Annotated in this window: 19 protein-coding genes and 1 tRNA gene; 11 read left to right on the top strand and 9 right to left on the bottom strand. The window is 57.7% G+C overall.

All coding sequences use genetic code 11. The features are described from left to right. The first annotated feature begins 44 nt into the window (after positions 1–44). The 3 genes from HF945_RS08485 to HF945_RS08475 all read left to right on the top strand — a co-directional run bounded on the left by HF945_RS08485 (position 45) and on the right by HF945_RS08475 (position 2,456). Entirely contained in the window at positions 45–317 is a 273-nt protein-coding gene (locus tag HF945_RS08485) for an HU family DNA-binding protein (protein ID WP_102790958.1), read from the top strand. A 10-nt stretch (positions 318–327) separates the two neighbouring features. After that, positions 328–404 (top strand) — tRNA-Asp (locus HF945_RS08480). A gap of 117 nt (positions 405–521) precedes the next feature. Further along, positions 522–2,456: a SurA N-terminal domain-containing protein gene (locus HF945_RS08475; protein ID WP_290525298.1), complete on the top strand. Its 1,935-nt coding sequence runs from the start codon at positions 522–524 to the stop codon at positions 2,454–2,456. 580 nt (positions 2,457–3,036) lie between these two features. Here HF945_RS08475 and HF945_RS08470 read toward each other — a convergent pair. From HF945_RS08470 to gloB, 8 genes are all read right to left on the bottom strand, one after another. Then, positions 3,037–3,837, bottom strand: a complete 801-nt coding sequence (locus tag HF945_RS08470) for an enoyl-ACP reductase (protein WP_290525297.1) — start codon at positions 3,835–3,837, stop codon at positions 3,037–3,039. 141 nt (positions 3,838–3,978) lie between these two features. Beyond that, positions 3,979–5,553: an ABC transporter ATP-binding protein gene (locus tag HF945_RS08465; RefSeq protein ID WP_290525296.1), complete on the bottom strand. Its 1,575-nt coding sequence runs from the start codon at positions 5,551–5,553 to the stop codon at positions 3,979–3,981. Beyond that, positions 5,550–6,575: an ABC transporter permease gene (locus HF945_RS08460; protein ID WP_366492905.1), complete on the bottom strand. Its 1,026-nt coding sequence runs from the start codon at positions 6,573–6,575 to the stop codon at positions 5,550–5,552. Before HF945_RS08460 ends, HF945_RS08465 begins: the two co-directional genes overlap by 4 nt. Positions 6,576–6,613: 38 nt before the next feature. After that, a complete protein-coding gene (gene yejB, locus HF945_RS08455) occupies positions 6,614–7,690 on the bottom strand; it encodes a microcin C ABC transporter permease YejB (RefSeq protein ID WP_290525294.1) in 1,077 nt (358 codons plus the stop codon). Beyond that, positions 7,687–9,519 (bottom strand): extracellular solute-binding protein, encoded by a 1,833-nt coding sequence (locus HF945_RS08450; RefSeq protein ID WP_290525293.1) that lies wholly within the window; start codon positions 9,517–9,519, stop codon positions 7,687–7,689. The genes yejB and HF945_RS08450 overlap by 4 nt, the downstream gene beginning before the upstream one ends. A gap of 12 nt (positions 9,520–9,531) precedes the next feature. Further along, positions 9,532–11,382: an extracellular solute-binding protein gene (locus tag HF945_RS08445; protein ID WP_290525292.1), complete on the bottom strand. Its 1,851-nt coding sequence runs from the start codon at positions 11,380–11,382 to the stop codon at positions 9,532–9,534. Beyond that, a complete protein-coding gene (locus HF945_RS08440; protein ID WP_290525291.1) occupies positions 11,360–12,961 on the bottom strand; it encodes a LysM peptidoglycan-binding domain-containing protein in 1,602 nt (533 codons plus the stop codon). Before HF945_RS08440 ends, HF945_RS08445 begins: the two co-directional genes overlap by 23 nt. A 69-nt stretch (positions 12,962–13,030) precedes the next feature. Continuing rightward, the gene (gloB, locus tag HF945_RS08435; protein WP_290525290.1) at positions 13,031–13,804 is read right to left on the bottom strand and encodes a hydroxyacylglutathione hydrolase; all 774 of its coding nucleotides are present in this window, start codon (positions 13,802–13,804) and stop codon (positions 13,031–13,033) included. Between the two features lie 49 nt (positions 13,805–13,853). Between gloB and HF945_RS08430 the strand changes: the two genes are divergently transcribed. Genes HF945_RS08430 through dnaQ form a run of 3 tightly spaced genes read left to right on the top strand, consistent with a single transcriptional unit; the run spans position 13,854 to position 15,830 of the window. After that, the gene (locus tag HF945_RS08430) at positions 13,854–14,630 is read left to right on the top strand and encodes a methyltransferase domain-containing protein (protein WP_290525289.1); all 777 of its coding nucleotides are present in this window, start codon (positions 13,854–13,856) and stop codon (positions 14,628–14,630) included. Between the two features lie 4 nt (positions 14,631–14,634). Further along, positions 14,635–15,096 (top strand): ribonuclease HI, encoded by a 462-nt coding sequence (gene rnhA, locus HF945_RS08425; protein ID WP_290525288.1) that lies wholly within the window; start codon positions 14,635–14,637, stop codon positions 15,094–15,096. Next, complete coding sequence (gene dnaQ, locus HF945_RS08420; RefSeq protein WP_290525287.1) at positions 15,096–15,830, top strand: DNA polymerase III subunit epsilon; 735 nt, start codon at positions 15,096–15,098, stop codon at positions 15,828–15,830. The genes rnhA and dnaQ overlap by 1 nt, the downstream gene beginning before the upstream one ends. Before the next feature lie 904 nt (positions 15,831–16,734). Here dnaQ and nhaB read toward each other — a convergent pair. After that, positions 16,735–18,324 carry a sodium/proton antiporter NhaB gene (nhaB, locus tag HF945_RS08415; protein WP_290525402.1) on the bottom strand — a complete coding sequence of 530 codons (1,590 nt, stop codon included), beginning with the start codon at positions 18,322–18,324 and terminating at the stop codon, positions 16,735–16,737. A 396-nt stretch (positions 18,325–18,720) separates the two neighbouring features. Here nhaB and HF945_RS08410 point away from each other — a divergent pair, with 396 nt between their 5' ends. The 5 genes from HF945_RS08410 to HF945_RS08390 all read left to right on the top strand — a co-directional run bounded on the left by HF945_RS08410 (position 18,721) and on the right by HF945_RS08390 (position 24,039). Continuing rightward, positions 18,721–20,400, top strand: a complete 1,680-nt coding sequence (locus HF945_RS08410) for a hypothetical protein (RefSeq protein WP_290525286.1) — start codon at positions 18,721–18,723, stop codon at positions 20,398–20,400. Next, complete coding sequence (gene nudC, locus HF945_RS08405; protein ID WP_290525285.1) at positions 20,397–21,212, top strand: NAD(+) diphosphatase; 816 nt, start codon at positions 20,397–20,399, stop codon at positions 21,210–21,212. The genes HF945_RS08410 and nudC overlap by 4 nt, the downstream gene beginning before the upstream one ends. Continuing rightward, positions 21,209–21,856 (top strand): hypothetical protein, encoded by a 648-nt coding sequence (locus HF945_RS08400; protein ID WP_290525284.1) that lies wholly within the window; start codon positions 21,209–21,211, stop codon positions 21,854–21,856. Before nudC ends, HF945_RS08400 begins: the two co-directional genes overlap by 4 nt. Before the next feature lie 118 nt (positions 21,857–21,974). After that, positions 21,975–23,027 (top strand): protease SohB, encoded by a 1,053-nt coding sequence (sohB, locus tag HF945_RS08395; protein WP_290525283.1) that lies wholly within the window; start codon positions 21,975–21,977, stop codon positions 23,025–23,027. A gap of 22 nt (positions 23,028–23,049) precedes the next feature. Continuing rightward, positions 23,050–24,039, top strand: a complete 990-nt coding sequence (locus HF945_RS08390) for a YhdH/YhfP family quinone oxidoreductase (RefSeq protein ID WP_290525282.1) — start codon at positions 23,050–23,052, stop codon at positions 24,037–24,039. Positions 24,040–24,152 lie beyond the last annotated feature (113 nt).

The raw sequence follows: 24,152 nt of genomic DNA, 5'->3' as shown, positions 1-24,152 counted from the left end.
CCGCCTCGACCATAAAACCGGGAAAAAACAGAAAGGGGAACTTTGTGAATAAGTCAGAGTTGATTGATGCGATTGCCGCTAGCGCGGACATTTCCAAAGCCGACGCAGGTCGTGCTCTGGACGCTACTTTGGAAGCGGTAACTGGCGCCCTGAAAAAAGGCGACAGCGTATCTCTGGTAGGCTTCGGTACTTTCGCAGTGAAAGAGCGTGCTGCCCGCGAAGGCCGTAACCCGCAGACGGGTCAGACCATCCAGATCAAAGCTGCCAAGGTACCGGGCTTCAAGGCCGGCAAGGCGCTGAAAGACGCGGTAAACTAAACTGTTTGCAGGAGCGGTAGTTCAGCTGGTTAGAATACCGGCCTGTCACGCCGGGGGTCGCGGGTTCGAGTCCCGTCCGCTCCGCCAGTTTGAGAAAGCGCAGCCGTCCGCGGATGCGCTTTTTTCCGTTTAAAGGGAACTATCCATACAGGGTGTTCTCAATAAAAAAACAGATTCAACAGAGTATCCCTACGGAGTAATTACATGCAGGAGTTCAGACGGTTTGTCCGCGGTCCCGTGGGCAAGGTCCTGCTTGCCGCGATTATCCTTCCCTTTGTGATTTCCGGCTTCTACGGCTATTTCGTCGGCGGCGGTAGCGGAGATGTGGTGGCCGAGGTGGAAGGCAATTCCATTACTCGCCGAGCAGTCAGCCAGCGCGTTGAGCGTGTTCGCGACATGCTGCGCCAACAAAGCCCGAACATGAACCCGGCCATGCTGGATTCCTTTGTGCGCCCGGAGATGGTGCTCGATGGCCTGGTCAATGAGCAACTGATACTGAGTGCGGCAGAAAACGCTGGCATGGTGTACAGCGTCAATCAGTTGAATCCGATGATTCAGAGCCAGCCGCTGTTCCAGGAAGAGGGCAAGTTTTCCAACGTGCGTTTCGAGCGTGAGCTTCGCGCCCGTGGCATGACCCCGCAAAGCTATATCCGTGGCCTGCGTCAGGACATGGTCAAGGAGCAATATCGTTCCGGGTTCATGGCCACCGATTTTGCCTTGCCTGCCGAACTGAATGAACAGCGTCGTCTGGGTGAGCAGGTGCGTGATATTCGTTATGCGCAGCTGGACCTGAATGAATTGCGCAACAGTTTCACCGTAAGCGACGAGGAAGTCGAAGCTTACTACACTGACAACCAGGGCGAATTCATGCGTCCGGAAGAATTCCGGATTGCCTATGTGGAACTCTCCACGGATGACTACGCCGACAAGGTGTCCGTCAGCGATGAGGATGTGGCTGCCGAATATGAAGTTCGTAAGGCAATCATGGAAGACTCCGCGGCTAACACGGCTCGCCATGTGTCCCATATCCTGATTGAAGTGGGCGGAGATCGTGATCTGGAAGCTGCCAAGGCCCGCGCTGAAGAAGCCGCGTCGGCCATTGCCGGCGGCATGAGCTTCGCTGATGCCGCTGCACAATACTCGGATGACCCTGGCTCAGCCAATGCTGGCGGTGATCTCGGTGTGGTGTCCAAGGGCGCTTTGCCGGAAGAAATGGAAACCGCTATTGAAGCGCTGTCACCGGATGTTGTTTCCGAGCCTGTGGTCAGTGATGCGGGTGTGCACCTGATCAAGGTCACCAATGTGGCCGAAAAGCGTGACATGCCGCCGCTGGAAGAATTGGCGGGTCAGATTCGTGCGGATCTGCAACAGGCCCGTGCTGAGGCGCTACTCTCCGATGACGTGGCAACCCTGGAAGAGCTGCTGTACGAACATGGTGATCTGCAGAGCCCGGCCGAGCAGGTGAACACCCAGGTGCTGACCACCGACTGGGTGCCGTTGTCCTCCTTGCCGGCACCGCTGGCGACTCCCCGTGTTCAACAGGCGTTGGGTACCCAGGAAGTACGCAGTGAAGGGCACAACAGTGAGTTGATCGAGCTATCCCAGGGCCACTATCTGGCGGTGCGTATTGCGGATGAGAAGCCCGCTGAAGCCATGCCGCTGGAAGAAGTGACATTTGCCATTCGTGAACGCATCAAAGGCGACATGGCGGCGGACAAGGTCCAGACCCTGTTTGCCGAGGCGGAAACCCGCATCGCCGAAGGCGCAGATCTGGAGACGCTGGCAAGCTTGTTCGATACCCAGGTGGAAGAGCAGGAAGGCCTGCAGCGTGGCGGCGCCGAACCGTCCATGGAAGTGGTCAATGGCGCCTTCGCCTTGCCCCGACCTGCTGAAGGTGAGGCATCCGACCTGGCGCTGATTCGTACCGGAAATGGCTCCGTGGTGGCTTACCAGCTGACCCGCGTTGAAGATGGCAATGCTGACCCGCTGAATGCGCAACAGCAAATGGCCGCGCTCAGTGAATTGAGCAACGTGGAAGGACAGCGTAACTTCCGCCAGGTACTTGCCCTGTTGCGTGAGGAAGGCGATGTCGAGCTGTTCCCGGCCCGCCTCAACCCCAACGCAGATGACAGTCAGTAAGCCTGTCGTCAGTCGGAACGATTGAAAAAAAAGCCCACCAGACGGTGGGCTTTTTTTATCAGCTATCAGCTATCAGCTATCAGCTACAAGCTATGCTTGATTGGAAAGGAAAATCCAATAAGTTCCCGCGTTTCTGCATTACTACGAAGCCGCTGTAGGAGCCTGCCTGCAGGCGATCCGAGCCTCAGCGAGGTAAGGATTCCAGAAACGCTACTCGAAGATTGCGAGCCGTAGCGTAGCGGAGTAACTCACGGAGGGCGCCCCGAAGGGTGAGTGCAGCGAATAACATATCTTGAGGTGCGAACCGAGCGACAGCGAGGAACTGAGATGCTGTGGGCACCAGTCTTTCTGGAGCTTGTGGGAGCGAGCCTGCTCGCGATCCGAGCCTAAGCGAGGAAAGAATTCCAGAGTGCATGGTCACTCCGCTGCGCTACGACCCTTCAAAAACACAGCTACGCACAAGTCTGTGCAGCAGCCGCAGAGCGGCCAACAAAAAGCCCGCCCGGTTTCCCGGGCGGGCTTTTTGTTGTGTTCGAGAGGGGGAGGCGGCTTATCCGCTTCCGCCGTTGCAGCCGGTGACTTACTCGGCTTCCAGCTCGAACGGCATGGAGACAGTGCTGGCACCGCAATCCACATAGGTGATCTCGCCGGTGATACCGGAGGCCAGATCAGAGCACATGAAGGCGGCAGTGTTGCCCACTTCCTCGATGGTCACGTTGCGACGCAGCGGCGCCTTGGCGGCGTTGTAGTCCAGCATGGAACGGAATTTCTTGATACCAGAGGCGGCCAGGGTTCGGATCGGGCCGGCGGAGATGCCGTTAACGCGGATGCCTTCCGGACCCATGCTGGCAGCCAGGTAACGCACGGACGCTTCCAGGCTGGCCTTGGCCAGGCCCATCACGTTGTAGTTGGGAACCGACTGACGGGCAGCATGGTAGCTCAGGGTCAGCAGGGCGGCATTGCGGCCTTTCATCATCTCGTGCCCAGCCTGGGCCAGCGCCACGAAGCTGTAGCTGGAGATGTCGTGGGCGATTTTGAAGCCTTCACGGGTGGCCACGTCGACGAAGTTGCCATCCAGTTCATTGCCGGGAGCAAAGCCCACGGCATGGATGATGCCGTCCAGCCCATCCCACTTCTGGCTCAGACCGGCGAAAACGGCCTTGATCTCATCGTCGCTGCTGACATCACAGGGAAAGCAGAATTCCGGGCTGCTGCCGTAACGCTCTGCGGCTTTCTCCACGCGGCTCTTGAGCTTGTCGTTCTGGTAGGTAAAAGCCAGCTCGGCACCTTCACGGTGCATGGCTTCGGCAATACCGGTGGCGATGGAGCGGTCGCTGGCGATACCAACGATCAGATAGCGTTTACCTGCAAGAAATCCCATGAGTGTCCCTCAAATCGTATGTTGGTTTCCCGGTGATGCTGGTCAGGGGCTTTTGCGGCCAAGTATAGGCAATTTCGCCGTCCATGACGTGATCCGGGGCCCATTGAAATGCAACGGTGTGTTTCCTGCCAGGCCTTGTGGTCAGGCCATGGCAGCGGCGATCAATTTACGGGTATAGGCTTTGCCGGGCTGCTCAAAGATGTGCTGAACGTCGCCTTGCTCCACCACTTTACCGTCTTTCATCACCATGACCCGGTGGCAGATGGCACGAATCACCTTGAGGTCATGGCTGATGAACAGGTAACTGAGGCCATGACGCTGCTGCAGTGTCTTCAGCAACTCCAGAATCTGGTACTGCACACTGCGATCCAGTGCCGAGGTCGGTTCATCAAGAATCAGCAGATCCGGATTGAGAATCAGCGCCCTGGCAATGGCAATCCGCTGTCGCTGCCCGCCGGAAAATTCGTGCGGATAGCGGTGGCGTGCGTCTGCAGAAAGGTCCACCTCCTGCAGCAAATCGGCCACCCGTTGTTCCCGTTGGTTACGGGGCAGGGAGGGCTCGTGCACTGCCAGCCCTTCGGCAATGATCTGGCCGATGGTCATGCGCGGATTGAGACTGCCGAAGGGATCCTGGAAGACCACCTGCATGCGGCGCCGCCAGGGGCGCAGCTGGCCCTGACTGAGTTCATGGAGCGCCTCGCCGTCCAGGGTAATGCTGCCGGTGCTGCCAATCAGGCGCAGAATGGCCAGTGCCAGGGTAGATTTCCCGGAACCGGATTCGCCCACGATGCCCAGGGTTTCCCCCTTGCGCAGAGCAAGGCTGATCCGGTCAACCGCCCGGAACACCGGGGCGGGTTGGAACAGCCTGGTGCGTTTGGTCTTGAAACCCACTTCAATGTCACGTGCCTCGAGCAGCACCGGACTGTCTTCGGCCAGCGGCGGCATTCTACCGGAAGGTTCGGCGTCGAGCAGATGGCGGGTATAGGGATCCCGCGGGTTCGCCATTACCTCTTTGGTGGGGCCACTTTCTACCTTCCTGCCACGGTGCATCACCAGAATATCGTCGGCAAAGCGGCCCACCACACCCAGATCGTGACTGATCAGCAGAATCGACAGCCCCAGCTCTTCCTGCAGCCGCTTGATCAGGTTGAGGATGGTTTCCTGAACGGTGACATCCAGTGCCGTGGTGGGCTCATCGGCGATCAGGATCTGTGGATTGTTGGCCAACGCCATGGCAATCATCACCCGCTGGCGTTGCCCGCCACTGAGTTGATGCGGATAGCGTTGCAGCATTTCTGTGCTGTCGGGGAGTTCCACCTGACGCAACAGCTCCTGGCAGCGCTCTCTGGCCTGTGTCTGGCTCATGCCCTGGTGGAGGAAAAGCCCTTCTGAAATCTGTTTTTCCACGTTGTGCAGTGGGTTCAGGGCGGTGAGCGGCTCCTGGAAAATCATCCCGATGCGACCGCCACGCAGGCTGCGTTTCTGCTTGTCACCGAGATTGAGCAGGCTCTCGCTGCCCAGACTCATGCTGTCTGCAGACCATTGGGCCGCATCGGGCAGCAGGTCCAGGAACGACAGGGCGGTCAGGGACTTGCCGGACCCGGACTCGCCCACCAGGGCAAGCATGCGGCCAGGTTCGAGATCCAGATCCATGTTGTCGACGGCGGTCTGATCACCAAAACGAATGGTCAGCCCGCGAACACTGAGCAGACTCATTGCAGGAATTTCCTTGTGTCGAAGGCGTCACGGATGGCTTCGCCGATATAGACCAGCAGCGTCAGCATCAGGGTGAGCGTGGCGAATACGCTGATACCGATCCAGGGGGCATGCAGATTAGCCTTGCCCTGTCCCACAAGGCGGCCCAGGGACGGCGCATCCGGTGGCAGGCCGAATCCGATGAAGTCCAGGGAGGTGAGCGTGACCACGGCGCTGTTGAGAATAAATGGCAGAAAGGTGAGGGTGGCCACCATGGCATTGGGCAGCATGTGCCGGAACATGATCATGGGGGAACGCACCCCCATGGCCTTGGCGGAGCGCACATAGTCCATATTGCGACAGCGCAGGAACTCGGCGCGCACCAGGTCCACCAGGGTCATCCACGAAAACAGCAGCATGATCACCAGCAGTGTCCAGAAGCTGGGTACCACAAAGCTGGAGATAATGATGATCAGGAACAGGGTAGGCATGCTGGACCAGATCTCGATGAAGCGCTGCCCGAACAGGTCCAGCTTGCCGCCGTAGTAGCCCTGGACCGCACCAACAACAATGCCGACAACGCTGGACAAGACAGTGAGCATGAGACCGAACAATACCGAAATGCGGAAACCGTATATCAGTCCTGCCAGAATATCGCGGCCCTGATCATCGGTACCCAGCCAGTTTTCCGAAGAGGGGGGCGCCGGTGCCGGCACTTCGAGATCGTAATTGATGGTGTTATAGCTGAACCGGATGGGGGGCCAGATCATCCAGCCCTTGTCGTTGATCAGCTCTGCGACGACCGGATCGCGGTAGTTGGCTTCGGATTCAAAGAACCCGCCAAAGGTGGTTTCCGGATAGCTGTTGAACACGGGCACATAGAAATCGCCTTCGTAACGCACTAGCAGGGGCTTTTCGTTGGCTACCAGTTCCGCCCCCAGGGTGAGGCCAAAAAGAGCGAGGAAAATCCACAGGGACCAGTAGCCACGTCGATTGCTCTGGAAGGCGCGCCATTGACGGGCCCAGACGGGGTTCGTCTTGATCGGGTTGTTGCTGAACAGTCTGCCGAGCAGGGCGCCCATCAGTGGTCCCTCCGCTCGAAATCAATGCGTGGATCCACCCACATATAGGTCAGATCACTGACCAGCTTCATGACCAGACTGAGCAGGGTAAAGATAAACAGGGTGCCGAACACCACCGGGTAATCACGGCTGATCACCGCTTCAAAACCAAGCAGACCAAGCCCATCCAGAGAGAAGATGAATTCGATCAACAGTACGCCGGTAAAGAACATGCTGATAAAGGCGGCAGGGAAACCGGCAATAATGATCAACATGGCGTTGCGGAATACATGCCCGTACAGCACCTGTTTTTCTTCCAGACCCTTGGCGCGGGCGGTTTGTACATACTGCTTGCGAATTTCATCCATGAACGAGTTCTTGGTGAGCATGGTCAGGGCGGCGAAGTTGCCGGCCACGATGGCGATGGTGGGCAGGGTGATGTGCCACAGGTAGTCGCCGATCTTGCCCATCATGCTCAATTCATCAAAGTTATCCGAGGTGAGACCACGCAGCGGAAACCATTCGAAGTACGAACCACCGGCAAAGACCACGATCAACAACAGACCAAGCAGGAAGCTGGGAATGGCAAAACCGACGATGATGGCGGTACTGCTCCACATATCAAAGCGACTGCCGTCCTTTACTGCCTTGCGGATGCCGAGAGGAATCGACACCAGGTAGGCAATCAATGTGCTCCACAAGCCGAGCGAGATGGATACAGGGAGACGTTCGATGATCAGTTCCGTGACGGAGCGGTCCCGGTAATAGGATTCACCGAAGTTGCCGGTGAAGTAATTCTTCAGCATCAGCCAGAAGCGCTCATGGGCCGGTTTGTCGAAGCCGTACATTTTTTCGATGCGTTCCACCAACTCCGGCGGTAGCCCCCTGGCATTCTGGTAATTGCCGCCACTCATGGTGTCGGCGGTGCCACCGGCAAAGCTGCTGCCTGCGCCGTCGGTGCCAATGCCCTGCAGTTCAGCCAGAGTTTTCTCTACGGGCCCCCCCGGGGCTGCCTGAATGACTACAAAGTTGAGCAGCAGGATGCCAAGCAGGGTCGGCAATACCAACAGCAGGCGTTTGCCTATGTAGAGTTTCATTTCGCGCTACTGTCCCACCAGGTATCCAGTGAGGTGCCCGGCCCGACATACTTGCCAAACTCCGGATGTCTGAGGCGTGACTGGTAGGCGATACGGTGCGTGTCGGTATACCAGTTCAATACGCTGTAGTAGTTCCACTGCAACACCCGGTCCAGGGCCTTGCAGGCAGTGATCAGTGAATCACGGTCCGGGGCGGCGATGATCCTGTCTACCAGGGCATCCACCACCGGATTCTTGATGCCAATGCGGTTGCGGCTATTGGGGCTGTCTGCCGCCTCGGAGCTCCAGTACTCTTTCTGCTCATTCCCCGGCGAGCTGGACTGCCCCATGGTGTTCACCACCATGTCGAATTCGAAATTGCGAAGCCGTTCCACGTATTGGGCGGAGTCAATGGTGACCACCCTGGCATCGATGCCAAGCGCTTTGAGATTGCGGGTGAAGGGCAGGACGATACGCTCGAAGGCCGGCGAAGCAAGGGTGATTTCGAACTTCACCGGGCTGCCGTCAGGGGTGAACAGGTTGCCATCACGGAACTGGTAGCCGGCTTGTTTGAGCATCTGCTGCGCTGCTCTCAGGTTCTCCCGTGGACGCCCGGAGCCATCGCTCTTCGGCGGTTGATACTCCTGTTTGAAGACTTGATCAGGCAGTTGCTCGCGAAATGGCGCCAGCAGTGCCAGTTCTGCCTCAGAGGGCAAGCCGGTTGCCGCCATGTCGGAATTCTGGAAATAACTGCGGGTGCGTTTGTACTGGCCGTAAAACAGATTGGCGTTAGACCATTCAAAATCAAAGGCGTAGCCAATGGCCTTGCGCAGGGTTCTGTCCTGGAACAGCGACTTGCGGATGTTGAAAATGAAGCCCTGGGCCCCTGCAGGGTTATGGTGCTCCACCACTTCCTTCTTGAGCTTTCCGGATGCGAAGGCCGGGCCGTTATAGGCGGTGGCCCATTCCTTGGAATTGTTTTCGTTACGCCAGTCATAATTCCCGCCCTTGAACGCAATCATGGCGGCTTTTTCATCCAGGAAATAGTCGAAACTGATGGTGTCGAAGTTGCTGCGACCTTTCATTACCGGCAGATCTTTGGCCCAGTAATCCTTCCGGCGCTGATAAATGATCTTCTTGCCAGGATCGGCTTTGCTGATGCTGTAGGGGCCAGAGCCCACGGGCAGGGTCATGCCGGCCTTGGCAAAATCCTTGTCCGCCCAGATATGACTGGGAAGGACAGGCAGCTGGCCGATGATCAGGGGCAGTTCCTTGTTGACGGTGTCCTCGGCAAAGTGAAAGGTCACGGTGAGCGGATCGTTGACCTCGACCTTTTTCACTTCGGCGTAATAGAAACTGTAAAAGGGGTGGCCATCGCTGATCAGGGTATTGAAGGTCCAGGCCACATCATCCGCACGTACTGGTTCGCCATCTGAAAAGGCGGCCTCTTCACGCAGGTGATAACGCACCCAGCTGCGATCGTCAGGCCACTCAATGGTTTCGGCCAGCAGTCCGTACTGGGTAAAGGGCTCGTCTTCACCCCGCACGGTGAGTGAGTCATACAGATAGGAATTATCGGTGGCGGTCATGCCGGCCGCCGGACGGCCTTTGGGCACAAAAGGGTTAAGCGTGTCGAAACTGCCGACTACCTGCAGCTTCAGTTCGCCTCCTTTGGGAGCATCAGGGTTCGTATAACTGAAATGGCTAAAGTCGGCGGGGTAGAGCGGCTCGCCATGCATGGCAATGGCGTGACTCTTGTTGATACCGGCATTTGCCAGGCCGGTGCAAAGGCACAGACCCATAATCAGCCCACGCAGCATTCGGGTGTGAATGGTGCCGTGTTTGGCCATGTCGACTCCTTGTTATTTTTTCATCCACCAGGTGTCCAGACCCAATCCGAAGGGGATTGGTTCCGCTGGACGGGCGAACTTGTTCCACCAGGCAACCCTATGGTGGCGGATATGATAATTCAGTACCCCGTAATGCTGGTAGCGCAGGCGACGATCCAGTGCCTGCAGGGCCAGTGTGTATTCGGACTCATTCTTGGCGGACAGCGCCTGTTTGACCAGAAAATCGACAATGGGGTCATCGATACCAGCCAAGTTAAGGCTTCCAGGCTTTTTCGCGGCTTGAGAGCTGAAATAATTCTCAAGCTCAGCTCCTGGGTAGTCTCTCATCGTTATCACATGGATAACGGCGTCGTAGTCAAACTTGTCGATGTATTCTTTAAAAGTCGCAGGCGTAAATTCGCGAAAATCAGTTTTTATCCCAATGCGCTCAAGATTTTTGAACCATGGGGCAAGTATTCGATATATCCCGGGATTATGATCATTAATAACGGTGAACCGAAGTGGTTTGCCCTCTGAATTCACCATGGTCTGTCCGTTTAATGTCCAGCCGCTTTCTTTAAGCAGTTCCAGAGCCTCGCGCATGCGGTTGCGAATCTGGCCGCTACCATCGTTAACGGGCGGAGTAATGTTGGCTGAAAAATAGTCAGAAGGAAGCTGTGAGGTAAATTTCTCTAGCAGGGCCTTTTCATCATCTCTGGCAGGGACTGTTGCGCTGTATGGGCTATTGGGAAACCAGCTGATGGTGCGGCTATATGCATCGGCGAACAGGTTGCGGTTAGACCATTCAAAATCAAAAAGCAGGCTCACTGCGTGGCGAACTTTCGGATCATCAAAGGGGGGACGGCGGCTGTTGAGGAAAAAGGCCTGTACGGGCCTGGGAATCTTGTGAGGTATCTCAGCTTTGATTACGCGACCGTCCTTCAGGGCAGCGAAATCGAACTGGGTGGCCCAGCGTTTGGAGCTGTAGGTGTAATGCAGGTCATAACCGCCGGACTTAAAGGATTCAAAGCCCACGTCCGCATCCCGGTAGAACTCGAATATAACTTCGTCAAAATTGTACCGGCCACGGTTAACTGGAAGGTCCTTTGCCCAGTAGCTTTTTACCCGCTCAAAGGTAACCTGCTTGCCCCCCTGAATATGGCTGATGCGATAAGGCCCACTTGAAACCGGGGCTTCCAGGGTGGTGCGTTCAAAATCGTGGGTCTGCCAGTAGTGTTTCGGCAAAATCGGTATTGCACCTACCACCAGCGGTAGATCTCGACGGCCTTCTGTGAAGCTGAACTTGACTGTCTGCGAATCCAGCGCTTCCACGCTTTTTACATCAGATAGGCGCAGGCTGTACTCAGGGTGTCCCTTGCTGTTGAGTATCTCGAAGGAAAAAACCACGTCATCAGCGCGGATGGCCTCTCCATCATGGAAGCGGGCCTGGTCGCGCAGATGGAAAATACACCAGCTACGGTCTTCGGGGTATTCGATCCAGTCGGCGATTAGGCCATAGGCGGCGCCGGCCTCATCACCAAGTGGATTGTGAGACTGTGTGCCCATCATCAGGCTGTCAGCGATTTCGGTGACACCGTACATCTGGATCCCCGGGGTGTCTGCGGGACTGATGCCTTTGAGGATATAGGGGTTCAGGCTGTCGAACGTGCCGTTTCCAAACAGGGTGATTGAGCCGCCTTTGGGGGCATCAGGATTGACGTAATCAAAGTGCTGGAAGTCGGCTGGGTATTTAAGGTCGCCAAAGGGGTGGTAGCCGTGGCTGCGGGTGATGCCGGACTGTTCCGCCTGTGCCAGCGCGGAAAGGCTGAGGCACAGGCAGAGCAGGGGGGTGAACAGCGTCTTAGTAGGATTGGCGAATATCAACGTAGAGAGTCAGCCGTTGCCCGGGTTGAAGGTATCGTTTGCTGGCGACCTTGCTGTTCCAGCTACGGATGTCGTTCACCGATACATTAAAGCGGTCTGCAATGGCATACAAGGAATCTCCGTTGCGTACGGAGTAGCGGACCTGACGGACCATGTTGTTATCGCTACGGCTGGCCACGGCAGTGCTGGTAGTACCCTTGGCCCACACCGCCAGTGACTGGCCAATGCTCAGACTGTCACCGGGGGCCATGTTGTTCCAGCGGGCAAGTTCCTTCACGCCCACATTGTACTGACGGGAAATGTCCCACAGGGTGTCGCCGGAGCGCACTCTGTGGGTGACTTTCTGGCGACCGTCACGTTGGCGGTTTTGGTTGTCGGCCAGGCGGGCATCGGCGCTGAGGGTGTAGGTGTCTTTCCCGGAGGCTGGCCCGGGAATCAGCAGGGTACGACCGGCAATAATGGTGTTGCCCTTGAGTTGGTTGATGCTGCGCAGGACTTCCGGGGTGGTGCGGTAGCGGCGGGCAATGGCACCCAGATTATCACCCGGGCGGATTTCATAGCGGGCCCACTGCATGCGTTGATCCGCCGGCAGGGCCGCCAGTGCGCTATTGAAGCGCTCGGCACGGTCTGCAGGAACCAGCAGCCGGTGCGGGCCCTCCGGGGAGGTGGCCCAACGGTTGTAGGACGGATTCAGCAGATACAGTTCCTCGATGGAAATGTCCGCCAGTTTTGCGGCCTGGGCCAGATCAATCTGGCCGCCGGTGTCCACTTCGGTGAAGTAGGGCTCATTGCGGATGGGTTGCAGCGGGATCTGGTACTTGTCCGGTTCCTGAACGATCTGGGCAATGGCGATCAGTTTGGGCACGTAGGCAGTGGTTTCCCGGGGCAGCTTGAGGTTCCAGAAATCAGTGGGTTTGCCCGCTTCCTTGTTGCGACGAATCGCCCGGGATACGGTGCCGCCACCGGCGTTATAGGAGGCCAGTGCCAGCAGCCAGTCGCCATCAAAACGGTTGGAGAGTTTCTGCAGGTAATCCAGTGCCGCATTGGTGGATTTGGTGATGTCACGGCGCTGATCTTCCCACCAGGTGCGGTGCATTCCGAAATAATCCCCGGTGGAGGGGATGAATTGCCAGGGACCGGCTGCACGGCCATGGGAGTAGGCAAAGGGATCGAAGGCACTTTCCACAATGGGCAAAAGCGCCAGCTCAAGCGGCATATCCCGTTTTTCTGCCTGTTCAACAATATAGTGCAGATAGCGCTCTGAACGGGTGGTTACCCGCTTGAAATACTTGGGGTGACGGGCATACCAGTCACGTTGTACGCGAATCCGGTCGTTTTCCACGCTGAGGTCAAGCCCATAGCCGGCACGCAGGCGGATCCACAGGTCCTCGTTCTCGGCCGGTGGGACGCTGGTGGGTTCCACTGGCGCGGGTTCATCCATGCCGTTGGCCAGATCCACGTCATCCACGGAGGGTTCCGCGGCGGGCATGGGAGGGAGTTCGTCCACTGAACGGGTGGTGGCACAGCCCGACAAAACGCCAAGGCTAACCAGGACGGCCACGGTCAAAAGTCTTTTCATATCAATGAGTACAGCAATTATTTTCGTTTAGTTTAGAGATCAGGATGACCGGCCAGCAAGCCAAAAGAGCTAGAAGTTGTCTTTCCAGCGACGCAAGGATGCAAAGCATTGCGCATCATCGGAGCCCGCTCCGGGCTCCCGAGCCTCGCAGGCGGCCTGTACCTCCGCTTCGCCGGTCCGCAGGAACGGATTGGTACGACACTCTTCCGCAAGGGTGGTAGGCAGGGTGATCTGGCCTTCCTCCCGGGCCGCTTTTACTGCCGCCAGTCTGGCCTGAACCCGTTGATCCTCGGGGGTGACTGCCACGGCAAATTCAAGATTGGCGCGGGTGTATTCATGGGTGCAGTAGACCAGGGTCTGACCGGGAAGTTCGGCCAGCCGATGCAGGGAGGTATACATTTGTGACGGGGTTCCCTCGAAGAGTCGGCCACAGCCAGCGGCAAACAGGGTATCGCCGCAGAACAGCCAGCCATTCTGGTCATCGTAATAGGCAATATGGCCGAGGGTGTGGCCTGGGACCTCCATGACCTTCAGGGTCAGATCCAGCGCGGGCAGGGTGATCTGCTGGGCATCCTCCAGCGGCTGTGTCATGCAGGGGATGGTTTCATTGGCGGGGCCGTAAACCGGAATATCCCGGTCCTGCGTCAGGGTGGCGATGCCTCCTACATGGTCCGGATGGTGGTGTGTCACCAGGATGGCGGCCAACGTGAGGCCTTTATCCTGCAGAAATTGCTCCACCGGCCCGGCGTCGCCGGGGTCGACCACCACGCACTGGTCTCTTTGGGAAATGGCCCAGATATAGTTGTCGGTAAATGCGGGAATCGCGATGGGGCTGGGTAACATGTCGTGTTACGCTCCTGAATAGGCCGTTGAACTATGAGGTATTGTGCTGATGCAGCTGCCCCCGCTCAACCGGATATCGTTCAGTTCCGGTAACCATGATCTGGAGACGCACTTCGATAACTGGCTCGACAGTGAGCCGGGTCAGGCATTACTGAATGCAGAGCGTAGCATGCTAGAAGAATGGTTGCGCAGGCAGGTGGGCCAGCGTGCCGTGGCGGTTTACAGCTCCCGTGAGCAGGATCTGCTGCGAGATTGCCCCCTGCGCTGGAAGATGTCCATCGGCCCGGAAGGGTTTGCCGGGGTGACGGTACAGAGTTGCCTGGACAGTCTGCCACTGGCGAAAAGCAGTGTGGATGTGGTGCTTCTGCATCATGTGCTGGATTTTGCCCGTGATCCGCACCAGGTCTTGCGTGAGGCCTGTCGCTCCATTGCCCCCGGAGGCAAGATCGCCGTTGTGGGGTTTCATCCGCTGAGCATGATGGGGCTGGCGCGCTGGTTCTGGTTGCGTGGTCGCCCGGGGTGGGCGGGTCGCTTCTATCGGCCCAACCGTGTTACCGATTGGCTGCAGGTTCTGGGATTTGAGGTCGATGGCATGGCCAGTGGCTTCTATACTATGCCGTTTGGTGAGCGCGGCCGGCAGCGCATGCGTCTGCTGGAGTGGCTTGGCAGCATGCTATGGCCCCGACATGGCAGTACCTACCTGCTGGTGGCCCGCAAGCGCGCCGGCGTGGTCAGGCCGCTGCCATCACGGCAACGCAAGGCGCCGCCCAACACGGTGGTCCCTGTGCCGGTGGCGCGTTGGGGACAACAGAACCGGGAGTCCTGAATTTTTGAAGCACGTAAAGAAAGTGGCAATATTTACCGACGGTGCCTGCCGTGGAAACCCTGGTCCGGGAGGTTGGGGAGTGGTTCTGCGCTATGGTGACAAGGAAAAGGAAATGCACGGTGGGGAAGCGGAAACCACCAATAACCGCATGGAGCTGATGGCCGCCATCGCAGGCCTGGAAGCCCTGCGGCAACCCTGCCATGTCACCTTGACCACCGATTCCCGCTACGTCATGGATGGCGTGACCCAGTGGATGCCCAACTGGAAGAAGCGGGGCTGGAAAACCGCCTCGAAACAGCCGGTGAAAAATGTAGACCTGTGGCAACGACTGGATGCGGCTACTGCTCCCCATGAGATCCAGTGGCAATGGGTCAAGGGTCATAGCGGTCATCCGGAGAACGAGCGTGCCGACGCTCTGGCCAACAAGGGGATTGATGAAATGAATACACAGAAAGGGATCGCCTAATGCGTCAGGTGGTACTGGATACGGAAACAACCGGCCTTGAACCCAATGATGGCCACCGCGTCATCGAAATTGGTTGCGTGGAGGTGGTTAATCGCAAGATTACCGGGAATAACCTGCACATCTATCTCAACCCCCAGCGTGAAATCGACGAAGGCGCCCTGGCGGTGCATGGCATCACCGAGGAGTTCCTGGCGGACAAGCCCACGTTTGACAAGGTGGTGGATGAGTTCCTGGCGTTTGTGGACGGCGCCGAGCTGGTGATCCATAACGCGCCCTTTGATGTGGGCTTCCTGAACCACGAATTGAGAATGCTGGGCGGGAGGTATGGCACCATCGAGCAACGATGCGGGGTGCTGGATACCCTGGTCATGGCCCGCCAGAAGCACCCGGGGCAGAAGAACAATCTGGATGCCCTGTGCCGCCGTTACGATGTAGAAAACGGCCACCGGGAACTGCACGGTGCCTTGCTGGATGCGGAGATCCTGGCGGATGTCTATCTGGCCATGACCGGTGGCCAGACCCGCCTGTCCCTGGGCGGGAGCGATGGAGCCGAGCAGGGCGGTGCCGCGGTGGCGGAAGCCATCCGCCGATTGGATGCGGGCCGTTCCGGCTTGAAGGTCGTGCGTGCGTCAGAAAGCGAAATCAGCCGCCACAACGACAAGCTCAGCGCCATCGGTGGCAACAACGGCGAGCCGACCCTGTGGGAGAAAATGGAACGCGGCGAGCTGAACTGAGCTATTAGCTACGAGCTAAGCTCGATTGGAACAGGAAAGGCCGAAAAGTTCCCGGCTATCTGGATTCCTTCGAAGCCACTGTAGGAGTTCCCTTCCAGGGGACGAACCGAGCGACAGCGAGGAGCTGAGATGCAGCTGGCACATGTATTCGTTAGAACCCGTAGGAGCTTGCCTGCAAGCGATCCGAGCCTAAGTGAGGTAAGGATTCCAGAAACGCCTTTGGTACCAACTGTAGGAGTACCTCTTGAGGTGCGAACCAGCGGTGATTGCGGTCCCGACCTGCGTGACCTGGATCTGTTGATATGTCATCGCACTATGGCTCGTGCTTGTCCTCGCCGGACGGGCCCAAAGGGGGAACTGGCTCCCCCTCTGGACTCCCGGCCACCCCGACTCCGTTCGGCCTGCTGCGCAGGCACACTCCGGTACTCGCCCTGTGACGGACGCAAAAAAGACTCGCTCCGCTCAGACAGGTTTTTTGCTCTACGCCGTCACAGGGCTCCGTTCCTCGACTCACTCTAACGGGGAAGCTACCGTGCTGATGGAATTGGTGCGTTTTCATGGCTAAGCGAGTGAAGGCGGGGGACATGCATGGCCTGAATTAGCGGTTTCTGCATTTCTACGAAGCCACTGTAGGAGCGCCACTTGAGGCGCGAACCGAGCGACAGCGAGGAACTGAGATGCAGCTTGCACGGTCTTCGCTATACCACCAGGACGGTTAATGGATTACCCGGAAGGAACGCCCTTTGCTCACTTCGCTGCGCACGGTTCGTCCCTCAAGTGGGACTCCTACAGTCATCATCGCGCCATTGGGTAGTTCCACCAATAAACAAAACGGCCGCACCCTCAGGTGCGGCCTTTTTTATGGAGCGTGCAGCATGGAGCGTGAAGCGTGCCGCGTCTCCCCCTAGTGCCCTTGCTCCGGCGTCTCTGAATACTCGCTGGCAGAGTGGTGGCTAATCCAGCCATTCTCGTACATATAGTCGGTGGCCGGTTCCAGGGCGGTGGCCGTCATGATCAGGCCGGTGATGGACATGACGATGGTGTAGGGCAGTGCCATGACCACCATGCGTCCATAGGAAAGGCGCACCAGGGGGGCCAGGGCGGAGGTAAGCAAGAACAGGAAGGCCGCCTGACCATTGGGGGTGGCTACGGAGGGGATGTTGGTCCCGGTGTTGATGGCCACCGCCAGCAGATCAAAGGTGTCACGGTTGATCTCGCCTTTCATCAGCGCCTGGCCTACTTCATCCACATAGACCGTCGCCACGAACACATTGTCTGACACCGCAGACAGGATCCCGTTGGCCATATAGAAGGCCGGGCCCTGGACGGATTTTTCCAGGCTCAGCACGTATTCGATCACAGGGGCGAATAGCTGCTGGTCGGCGATCACTGCTACCACCGCGAAAAAAACGGTTAACAGGGCGGTGAAGGGCAGGGCCTCTTCAAAGGCGGCGCCGAGTCGGTGTTCTTCGATGATGCCGGTGAACGAGGTGGCCAGGATGATCACCGTCAGGCCCACCAGGCCTACTGAGGCGGCATGGGTGGCCAGACCTACCACCAGCCAAACGGCGGTGAGTGCCTGGATGACCAGTGCGGCGCGATTCTGTGGCGTGCGCTTGCGATCCTGCTCCAGCGCGTATTGGCGCATGATGCCGCGGACTTTCTCAGGGATGTCCTCGCCATAGCCAAAGCTGCCGCTAATCTCAAGAAAGACGCAGGTAAGCAGGCCAATCACCAGAACCGGCAAAGTAATGGGCGCCATGCGCAGGAAGAATTCGCCGAACTCCCAGCCAGCCTTGTTGGCGATCAACAGGTTCTGCGGCTCACCCACCAGGGTGCAGACGCCGCCCAGGGCGGTGCCTACCGCTGCATGCATCAGCAGGCTGCGCAGGAAGGAGCGGAACCGGCGCAAGTCCTCCCGATGCAGCTCTTCCACGCTGGTATCGTCGCCATGATCGTGCTTTTGCTGGAAGGTCTTGCCGGAGGCCACCTTGTGATAGATACCGTAGAAACCGGTGCAAACCGCGATGACCACTGCGGTTACCGTTAGTGCATCCAGGAAGGCTGAGAGAATGGCTGCGGCCATGCAGAACAGCAGGCTGAGTCGCACCTTGGATTTTACCCCCAGCAGGATGCGGGTAAACATGAATAGCAGCAGGTCTTTGAGGAAGAAGATGCCGGCGACCATGAAGATCAGCAGCAGCATTACCTCAAGGTTGCTCTCGACCTTGTGGAGTACGGTATCCGCTGAGGTCAGGCCGATCATCACCGCTTCGATTGCCAGCAGGCCGCCAGGCTGCAAGGGGTAGCACTTCAGCGCCATGGCCAGGGTGAAAATGAACTCGGCCAACAGCAGCCATCCGGCAGTCACGGGGCCCAGGGTCAGGGCGACCAGGGGGTTGATCACCAGAAAGCCCATGATGGTGTATTTGTACCAGGCAGGGGCCTGACCCAGGAAATTCTGCAAAAAAGCACGACCAAAGGACGCGGGCATCATCATTACCTGCTGACGTCGAGTGTGTAGAGAGGAGGCGGCGCAATGATAAGGAGTTGCTGTGAACCAGTACAGTGCAAAGGTGGGACATATTGTCCTAGATCAAGGTCTTATTGAGAGGGACATGGAACAGGTGTAATACGGCGTTGGCGAGCTGCCCGGTGATAGTGTGGGCAGGTTAGCAAAAATCCAATAAATCAGTTGCTTACAAAAGAAAGTTGACGCATTGTTTAATCGCATGCCAAAGTTGATGCGCCCTGTTTTACAATCATGGGAGCCTCAATTCGCTCCCTGAGGGGTGTTTTGGTGTGTCTTGAGAGGCTGATTTTTTACAGTTTCTCTGTGCACCTGGGGAAAGGGTCTAGATAATAACAGTTTGGTGCTTGCGGAGAGTCCATGGTTGCCATAACAAATACCACCTCCCTGACGTTTCTCAAGGAAGCGATCGATAGCACTCTGACCGAGGCGGAAAATCGCCTGGAAGTGTTTTCCGAGAATCACAGTCTTCAGGAAGAACTTGGCTATATCGCCGAGTCTTTCCAGCAATTGCGTGGCATTTGCCAGGTGGTCGAACTCCCTGCCGCTGCGCTGATGAGCGAAGAGATGGGGCTCGCAGCCCGTGAGCTGCGGGAAAAGGTCTCCGAAGCCCGCATTCAGGCCCTGGGTAACGCCATTGTCCTGCTGACTCGCTATTTTGATTACGTCCAGCTCAAGAATCGGACCCTGCCGGCACTGCTGATCGGTGGTCTCAACGATCTGCGTCGCGCCAACGGCAAGGCCCTGATCCAGGAGAGCCATTTTTTCAGCGCCGACCTGTCCGTAGCCCGCACCCCTGAGGCCAAGGCCAGCGAATTGAAACAGTCCGAGCTTCCGGCACTGGCCCGTCGTCTGCGTCATATGTATCAGGTGGGCTTGCTGGGGATCCTGCGAAACGAGAATCCCCGGCCCAATCTCAAACTCATGGCCCGGGCCCTGGCGCGACTGGACAAGGCGGCCGGCCCTTGTGGCATGAGCCGCTTTCTGTGGGTGGCGCAGGGCGTTCTGACGGCCATGTACCTTGATGGCATGGTGATCACGCCAGCGCGCAAGGCATTGCTGTCCCAGTATGACCGTCAGCTGAAGAATCTGGTCTACGGCGGCGAGCAGGCCTTCGGTGCAGAGCCCCCCTTGTTGATGCTCAAGGAAAGCCTCTATCTGGTGTCGTTGAGTCAGCAGCAGTTCGGCGTGGTAGACGAGATCAAGCGCGCCTTCTCCCTGAAAAGCAGTATTACCGACGAGGAGCTCCAGCGAGAGCTCTCTCTGATGACAGGCGCCAGTGGCTCCGTAATCCGCTCAGTGGCCAGTGCCATGCGCGATGAAATTACCGAATTGAAGAACAGTCTGGATATGGCCTCCCAGGGGGTGGCAGACACGGATTACCATCAGGTGGGCGAGAGCTTGCAGCGTCTTGGCAGCACCCTGTCCATGATTGGCAAGGATGAGGAGGCCGCGGCCATCAAGCACCGTGGCGCCGAAGTGATTAAGTGGACATCCGATCAAAGCGTTGAAAGTGAGGCGTTTCACGCCCTGGTGGACGATCTTCTTACGGTGGAAAACGTGGCTGCCAACCTGGAGCGCAGCCTGGCACCCGAGGATGATGTGCATCGCGCTGACAGCAATACGTCCATCTCGCTGTATCAGTTGGATGAAGCCCGCATGACCGTGGTGGGTGAGTGCCGTGCTGGTCTGGCACTGGCCAAGCGTTCCATCAGCTCCTTCATGGACAACAACTGGGACGCCATGCACCTGTCCAATTTGCCCGGTACCTTTGCTTCCGTTGCCGGTGGCCTGATGTTCCTGGATTTGGAACGTGCCAAGGGGGTCACCGAATCCTGTCACAAGTACATCGTCAAGCAGCTTATCGAAGGCGCTACCAACCCGACCCGGGAACACATGGAAACGCTGGCCGATGCGCTCACCGGTGTGGATTACTATCTGGAAAGCATGGAAGAGCAGAAGCCGATTGGCGATGGGGTGCTGGAAGTGGCGGAAGAAAGCATGAAAGCTCTGGGGTACCCCGTTAACAAGGTTGCATGATGATAGACCTGTCCCGTCCGGAAGGCAGTGATGCAGACAATGCCCGCTGCTACGTAATCCACGAGCAGAGCATTCTGCTCGATATGGATATGCAGATTCCGGCCCTGCCGGCATTTCTGCTGCGACAGCACCCTGATTATCACTTTATCGGTTGGCTCAATGGTGAGCCTTGTTACGTCTGCGAGATGGCCCGTCACGAACTGGATGATGGCAACCTCCAGCCGGTGCCCCAGAGACGTATGCTGGCAGGCGATCTCAATGAAGCCGGCTTTACCATGTTCAGCCGGGCGCTTCAGTTTCTCAGCTGGCAGAATAACCATCGTTTTTGTAGCCGCTGCGGCACGCCCGCTGAGGCCCATGGGCGTGAGCTGTGTATGCAGTGCCCGCAGTGCGGGTACACGCAGTATCCCCGGATCACCCCCTGCATCATTACCCTGGTTACACGGGGAGATCATTGCCTGCTGGGGCGGTCTGCTCGCTTCCCTAATGGTATGTATTCCTGCCTTGCCGGTTTCATGGAAGCCGGGGAGAGTGCCGAACAGGCGCTGGTGCGGGAGGTGCGGGAAGAGACGGGAGTCGAAGTGGGGCGTTTGTCCTACCTCGGTAGCCAGTCCTGGCCTTTCCCGCACTCGCTGATGCTCGCTTTCCATGCGGAATACGCCGGCGGGGATATTGTCATTGATGATGATGAAATTGTGGCGGCTGACTGGTTTCACTATGAGTCACTGCCTTTCATCCCGCCCCCGGGTAGTATCGCCAGGACATTGATCGATAGTTGGGTTACCAACCTGAAGTCCAAGGACCCGTCATGAATTACACGCTCGCCCCCCTGATACTGTTTGCCTTCAGTCTGCTTTTTGTCCTTGCCGGTGCCTGGGTGCTGCTGCGCCAGAAATGGTTGCTGCAGTGGCTCAAGGGAACGGGCGGACTTTTACTGGTCGCCCTGGCGGTTTATCTGAGTATCTTCGCACTGAATATTCATGGTTACCGGGAATACGCACAGGAAGTGCCCGTAGCCACCGTCAGCTTCCGCCAATCCGGTGAGCAGTCTTTCATCGCCACGGTGACCCGTACCGACGGTGTCGCAGAGGATTACCGGCTCAAGGGTGACCAGTGGCAACTGGATGCCCGGGTGATCAAGTGGAAGATGCCCTTTGCCATGCTGGGTCTCAAGCCCGGTTATCAGCTTGACCGCATTTCAGGCCGCTACTTCGCGCTGGAGGATGAGCGTTCCCAGGATCGCACTGTCTACAGTCTTCATCGTGACCCGGTGGGGCTGGACGTGTGGAAAATGGCCAAAGAGGGCTGGAGTCTGTTGATCGATGCCCGTTATGGCAGCGCTGCTTATCTGCCCATGGCGGATGGTGCCCTGTTCGAAGTGACCGCAGGCCAGACCGGCCTTGTCGCCCGCCCCATGAATGGCAGTGCCCAGCAGGCCATTTCCGGCTGGAACTGATCCAGGGCCAATCCCGGCGATTGGCCCGCTCCTACGTATCCCCGGTCGCCTCGCTTAGGTAGAATCATCCGCATTCCGCCTGTAGTCAGGCAATCCCATTTAATAAAGCAGGTAACTCGTGATTGCGTTTCTTTCCGAATACGGCATGTTTCTGGCCAAGGTGGCCACCCTAGTAGTGGCGTTGTTGTTTATCATCGGCGGCATCGCTGCCTCCGCTTCCCGTGGTCGCCACAAGGGCGGCGAGGACGGCGAGCTGAAGGTGCGCCACCTCAATGATGAGTTTGATGATCTGAAAGACGCCCTGGAAGCGGAGATTCTTCCTGAGGCCCAGCGCAAGAAGGCCCAGAAAGCGAAGCAGAAACAGGAAAAGCGTGAAGCCAGGCAGAAAAAGAAGGCCGGCACCGAAGACAAACTTTCTCCGCGACTGTTTGTACTGGACTTTGATGGTGATGTGCAGGCCAGCGACGTGGAAACCCTCCGTCGTGAGATCAGTGCGGTATTGCAAGTCGCCAACAAGGATGATGAGGTGTTGGTTCGTCTGGAAAGCCCGGGCGGGCTTGTGCACAGCTATGGTCTCGCGGCATCCCAGTTGCGCCGCATCAGAAACAGCGGCATCAAGCTCACAGTGGCTGTGGACCGGGTGGCTGCCAGCGGCGGCTACATGATGGCGTGTATTGCGGATCGTATCGTGGCTGCACCGTTCTCCATTATCGGCTCCATCGGTGTGGTTGCGCAGATACCCAACTTCCACCGTTTGCTGAAGAAAAATGATATTGATGTTGAGCTCATGACGGCGGGCGAATACAAGCGTACGCTGACCATGCTCGGTGAGAATACCGAGAAGGGTAAGGCCAAGTTCCAGGAAGAGCTGGAAGATACCCATCAGCTGTTCAAGGATTTCGTCCGTGAGAATCGCCGCAGTCTGGATCTGGACAAGGTCGCCACCGGCGAGCACTGGTTTGGCAGTCAGGCAAAAGAGCTGGGTCTGGTGGATGAGATCATGACCAGTGATGAGCTGCTTCAACAGCGCAAGGACACGGTTACCCTTTACCAGGTGAACTGGGAAGTGAAGCGCAAGTTGGGTGAACGCCTTGGTTTTTCCATGGAAGCGACACTGCAACGCGTCATTGAAAAGATCTGGCACCGCGGTAGTCAGCGCCAGATTCACTGAACTACAAGCTCAGGAGATGATCATGACATTTCAGGCACTACAGACCCGAGAAGTGGACGGCGGCTATCAGAATGACCTGATAGAGCGTGAACTGAGCGAACTGGGCAGCGGTGGTGTACTGGTGCGTGTGCAGTGGTCTTCTCTTAATTACAAGGATGCCCTGTCAGCCACCGGTAACAAGGGCGTGACCCGGCACTTCCCTCATACTCCCGGCATTGATGCCGTGGGAGTTGTGGAAGAAGCGGGGGATGGCCCGTTCTCCCAGGGCGATGCGGTGATCTGCACCGGTTACGATCTGGGCATGAACACGGATGGTGGTTTCGCCGAGTATATCCGTGTGCCTGCGGAGTGGCTGGTTCCCCTTCCTGAAGGCCTCTCCGCCCGGGATGCCATGGTGTTGGGTACGGCCGGGCTCACTGCCGCGCTGTGTGTCGAGTCACTGCTGGACACCGGGGTAAACCCGGATCAGGGGCCGGTGCTGGTGACCGGTGCCACCGGTGGTGTGGGCAGTGTCAGCGTGGCGATCCTTTCCAAGCTGGGCTTCAATGTGGCGGCGGTGTCGGGAAAGGCCGATGCGGTTGATTGGCTCAAGGGGCTGGGTGCCGCTCAGGTGATCAGCCGTGATGAGTACCTGGAAAATGCCGGCAAACCCATGCTCAAAGAGCAGTGGGCGGGGGCGATTGATTGCGTGGGGGGCGATGCGCTGACAACGGCCCTCAAGAGCGTCAAGTACGGCGGCAGTGTGGCCGCCTGCGGCCTTGCCGGCTCGCCGGACCTGAACATGACAGTGTTCCCGTTCATTTTGCGGAGTGTGAACCTGCTGGGCGTTGACAGCGTGGAGCTGCCGGTGGAGATCAAGCAGCAGATGTGGCAGCTGTTGGCCGATGAGTGGATTCCCCGGGATATGGCGCAACTGGAGGCGGCAGAGATTGGGCTGGATGAGGTCAATGACTGGGTCGCAAAGATTCTCAAAGGCGGGGTACGTGGCCGTGTGGTGGTTCGCTTGCCTTGAGCCGCTCTGCGGCTGACCAGGCTTCACACAACACGTAACACGCAAACCCGGTTGAAGTGCACTGTGGGAGCGAGCTTGCTCGCGAAGCGGTCTGGTAGGAGTAGGGTGAGGCT

The organism is Alcanivorax sp. (genome assembly GCF_017794965.1).
Taxonomy (GTDB): Bacteria; Pseudomonadota; Gammaproteobacteria; order Pseudomonadales; family Alcanivoracaceae; genus Alcanivorax.
The sequence above is the reverse complement of the archived record's forward strand: the minus strand, read 5'-3'. Positions and strand labels throughout refer to the sequence as shown.

Bases quoted from the DNA above. Each gene is read 5' to 3' on its own strand.
- gloB (WP_290525290.1), bottom strand. From the start codon at position 13,804: ATGTTACCCAGCCCCATCGCGATTCCCGCATTTACCGACAACTATATC.
- HF945_RS08465 (WP_290525296.1), bottom strand. From the start codon at position 5,553: ATGAGTCTGCTCAGTGTTCGCGGGCTGACCATTCGTTTTGGTGATCAG.
- HF945_RS08475 (WP_290525298.1), top strand. From the start codon at position 522: ATGCAGGAGTTCAGACGGTTTGTCCGCGGTCCCGTGGGCAAGGTCCTG.
- HF945_RS08440 (WP_290525291.1), bottom strand. From the start codon at position 12,961: ATGAAAAGACTTTTGACCGTGGCCGTCCTGGTTAGCCTTGGCGTTTTG.
- HF945_RS08400 (WP_290525284.1), top strand. From the start codon at position 21,209: ATGAATTACACGCTCGCCCCCCTGATACTGTTTGCCTTCAGTCTGCTT.
- HF945_RS08410 (WP_290525286.1), top strand. From the start codon at position 18,721: ATGGTTGCCATAACAAATACCACCTCCCTGACGTTTCTCAAGGAAGCG.
- dnaQ (WP_290525287.1), top strand. From the start codon at position 15,096: ATGCGTCAGGTGGTACTGGATACGGAAACAACCGGCCTTGAACCCAAT.
- HF945_RS08470 (WP_290525297.1), bottom strand. From the start codon at position 3,837: ATGGGATTTCTTGCAGGTAAACGCTATCTGATCGTTGGTATCGCCAGC.
- HF945_RS08430 (WP_290525289.1), top strand. From the start codon at position 13,854: ATGCAGCTGCCCCCGCTCAACCGGATATCGTTCAGTTCCGGTAACCAT.
- HF945_RS08390 (WP_290525282.1), top strand. From the start codon at position 23,050: ATGACATTTCAGGCACTACAGACCCGAGAAGTGGACGGCGGCTATCAG.
- nhaB (WP_290525402.1), bottom strand. From the start codon at position 18,324: ATGCCCGCGTCCTTTGGTCGTGCTTTTTTGCAGAATTTCCTGGGTCAG.
- HF945_RS08450 (WP_290525293.1), bottom strand. From the start codon at position 9,519: ATGGCCAAACACGGCACCATTCACACCCGAATGCTGCGTGGGCTGATT.
- nudC (WP_290525285.1), top strand. From the start codon at position 20,397: ATGATGATAGACCTGTCCCGTCCGGAAGGCAGTGATGCAGACAATGCC.
- yejB (WP_290525294.1), bottom strand. From the start codon at position 7,690: ATGAAACTCTACATAGGCAAACGCCTGCTGTTGGTATTGCCGACCCTG.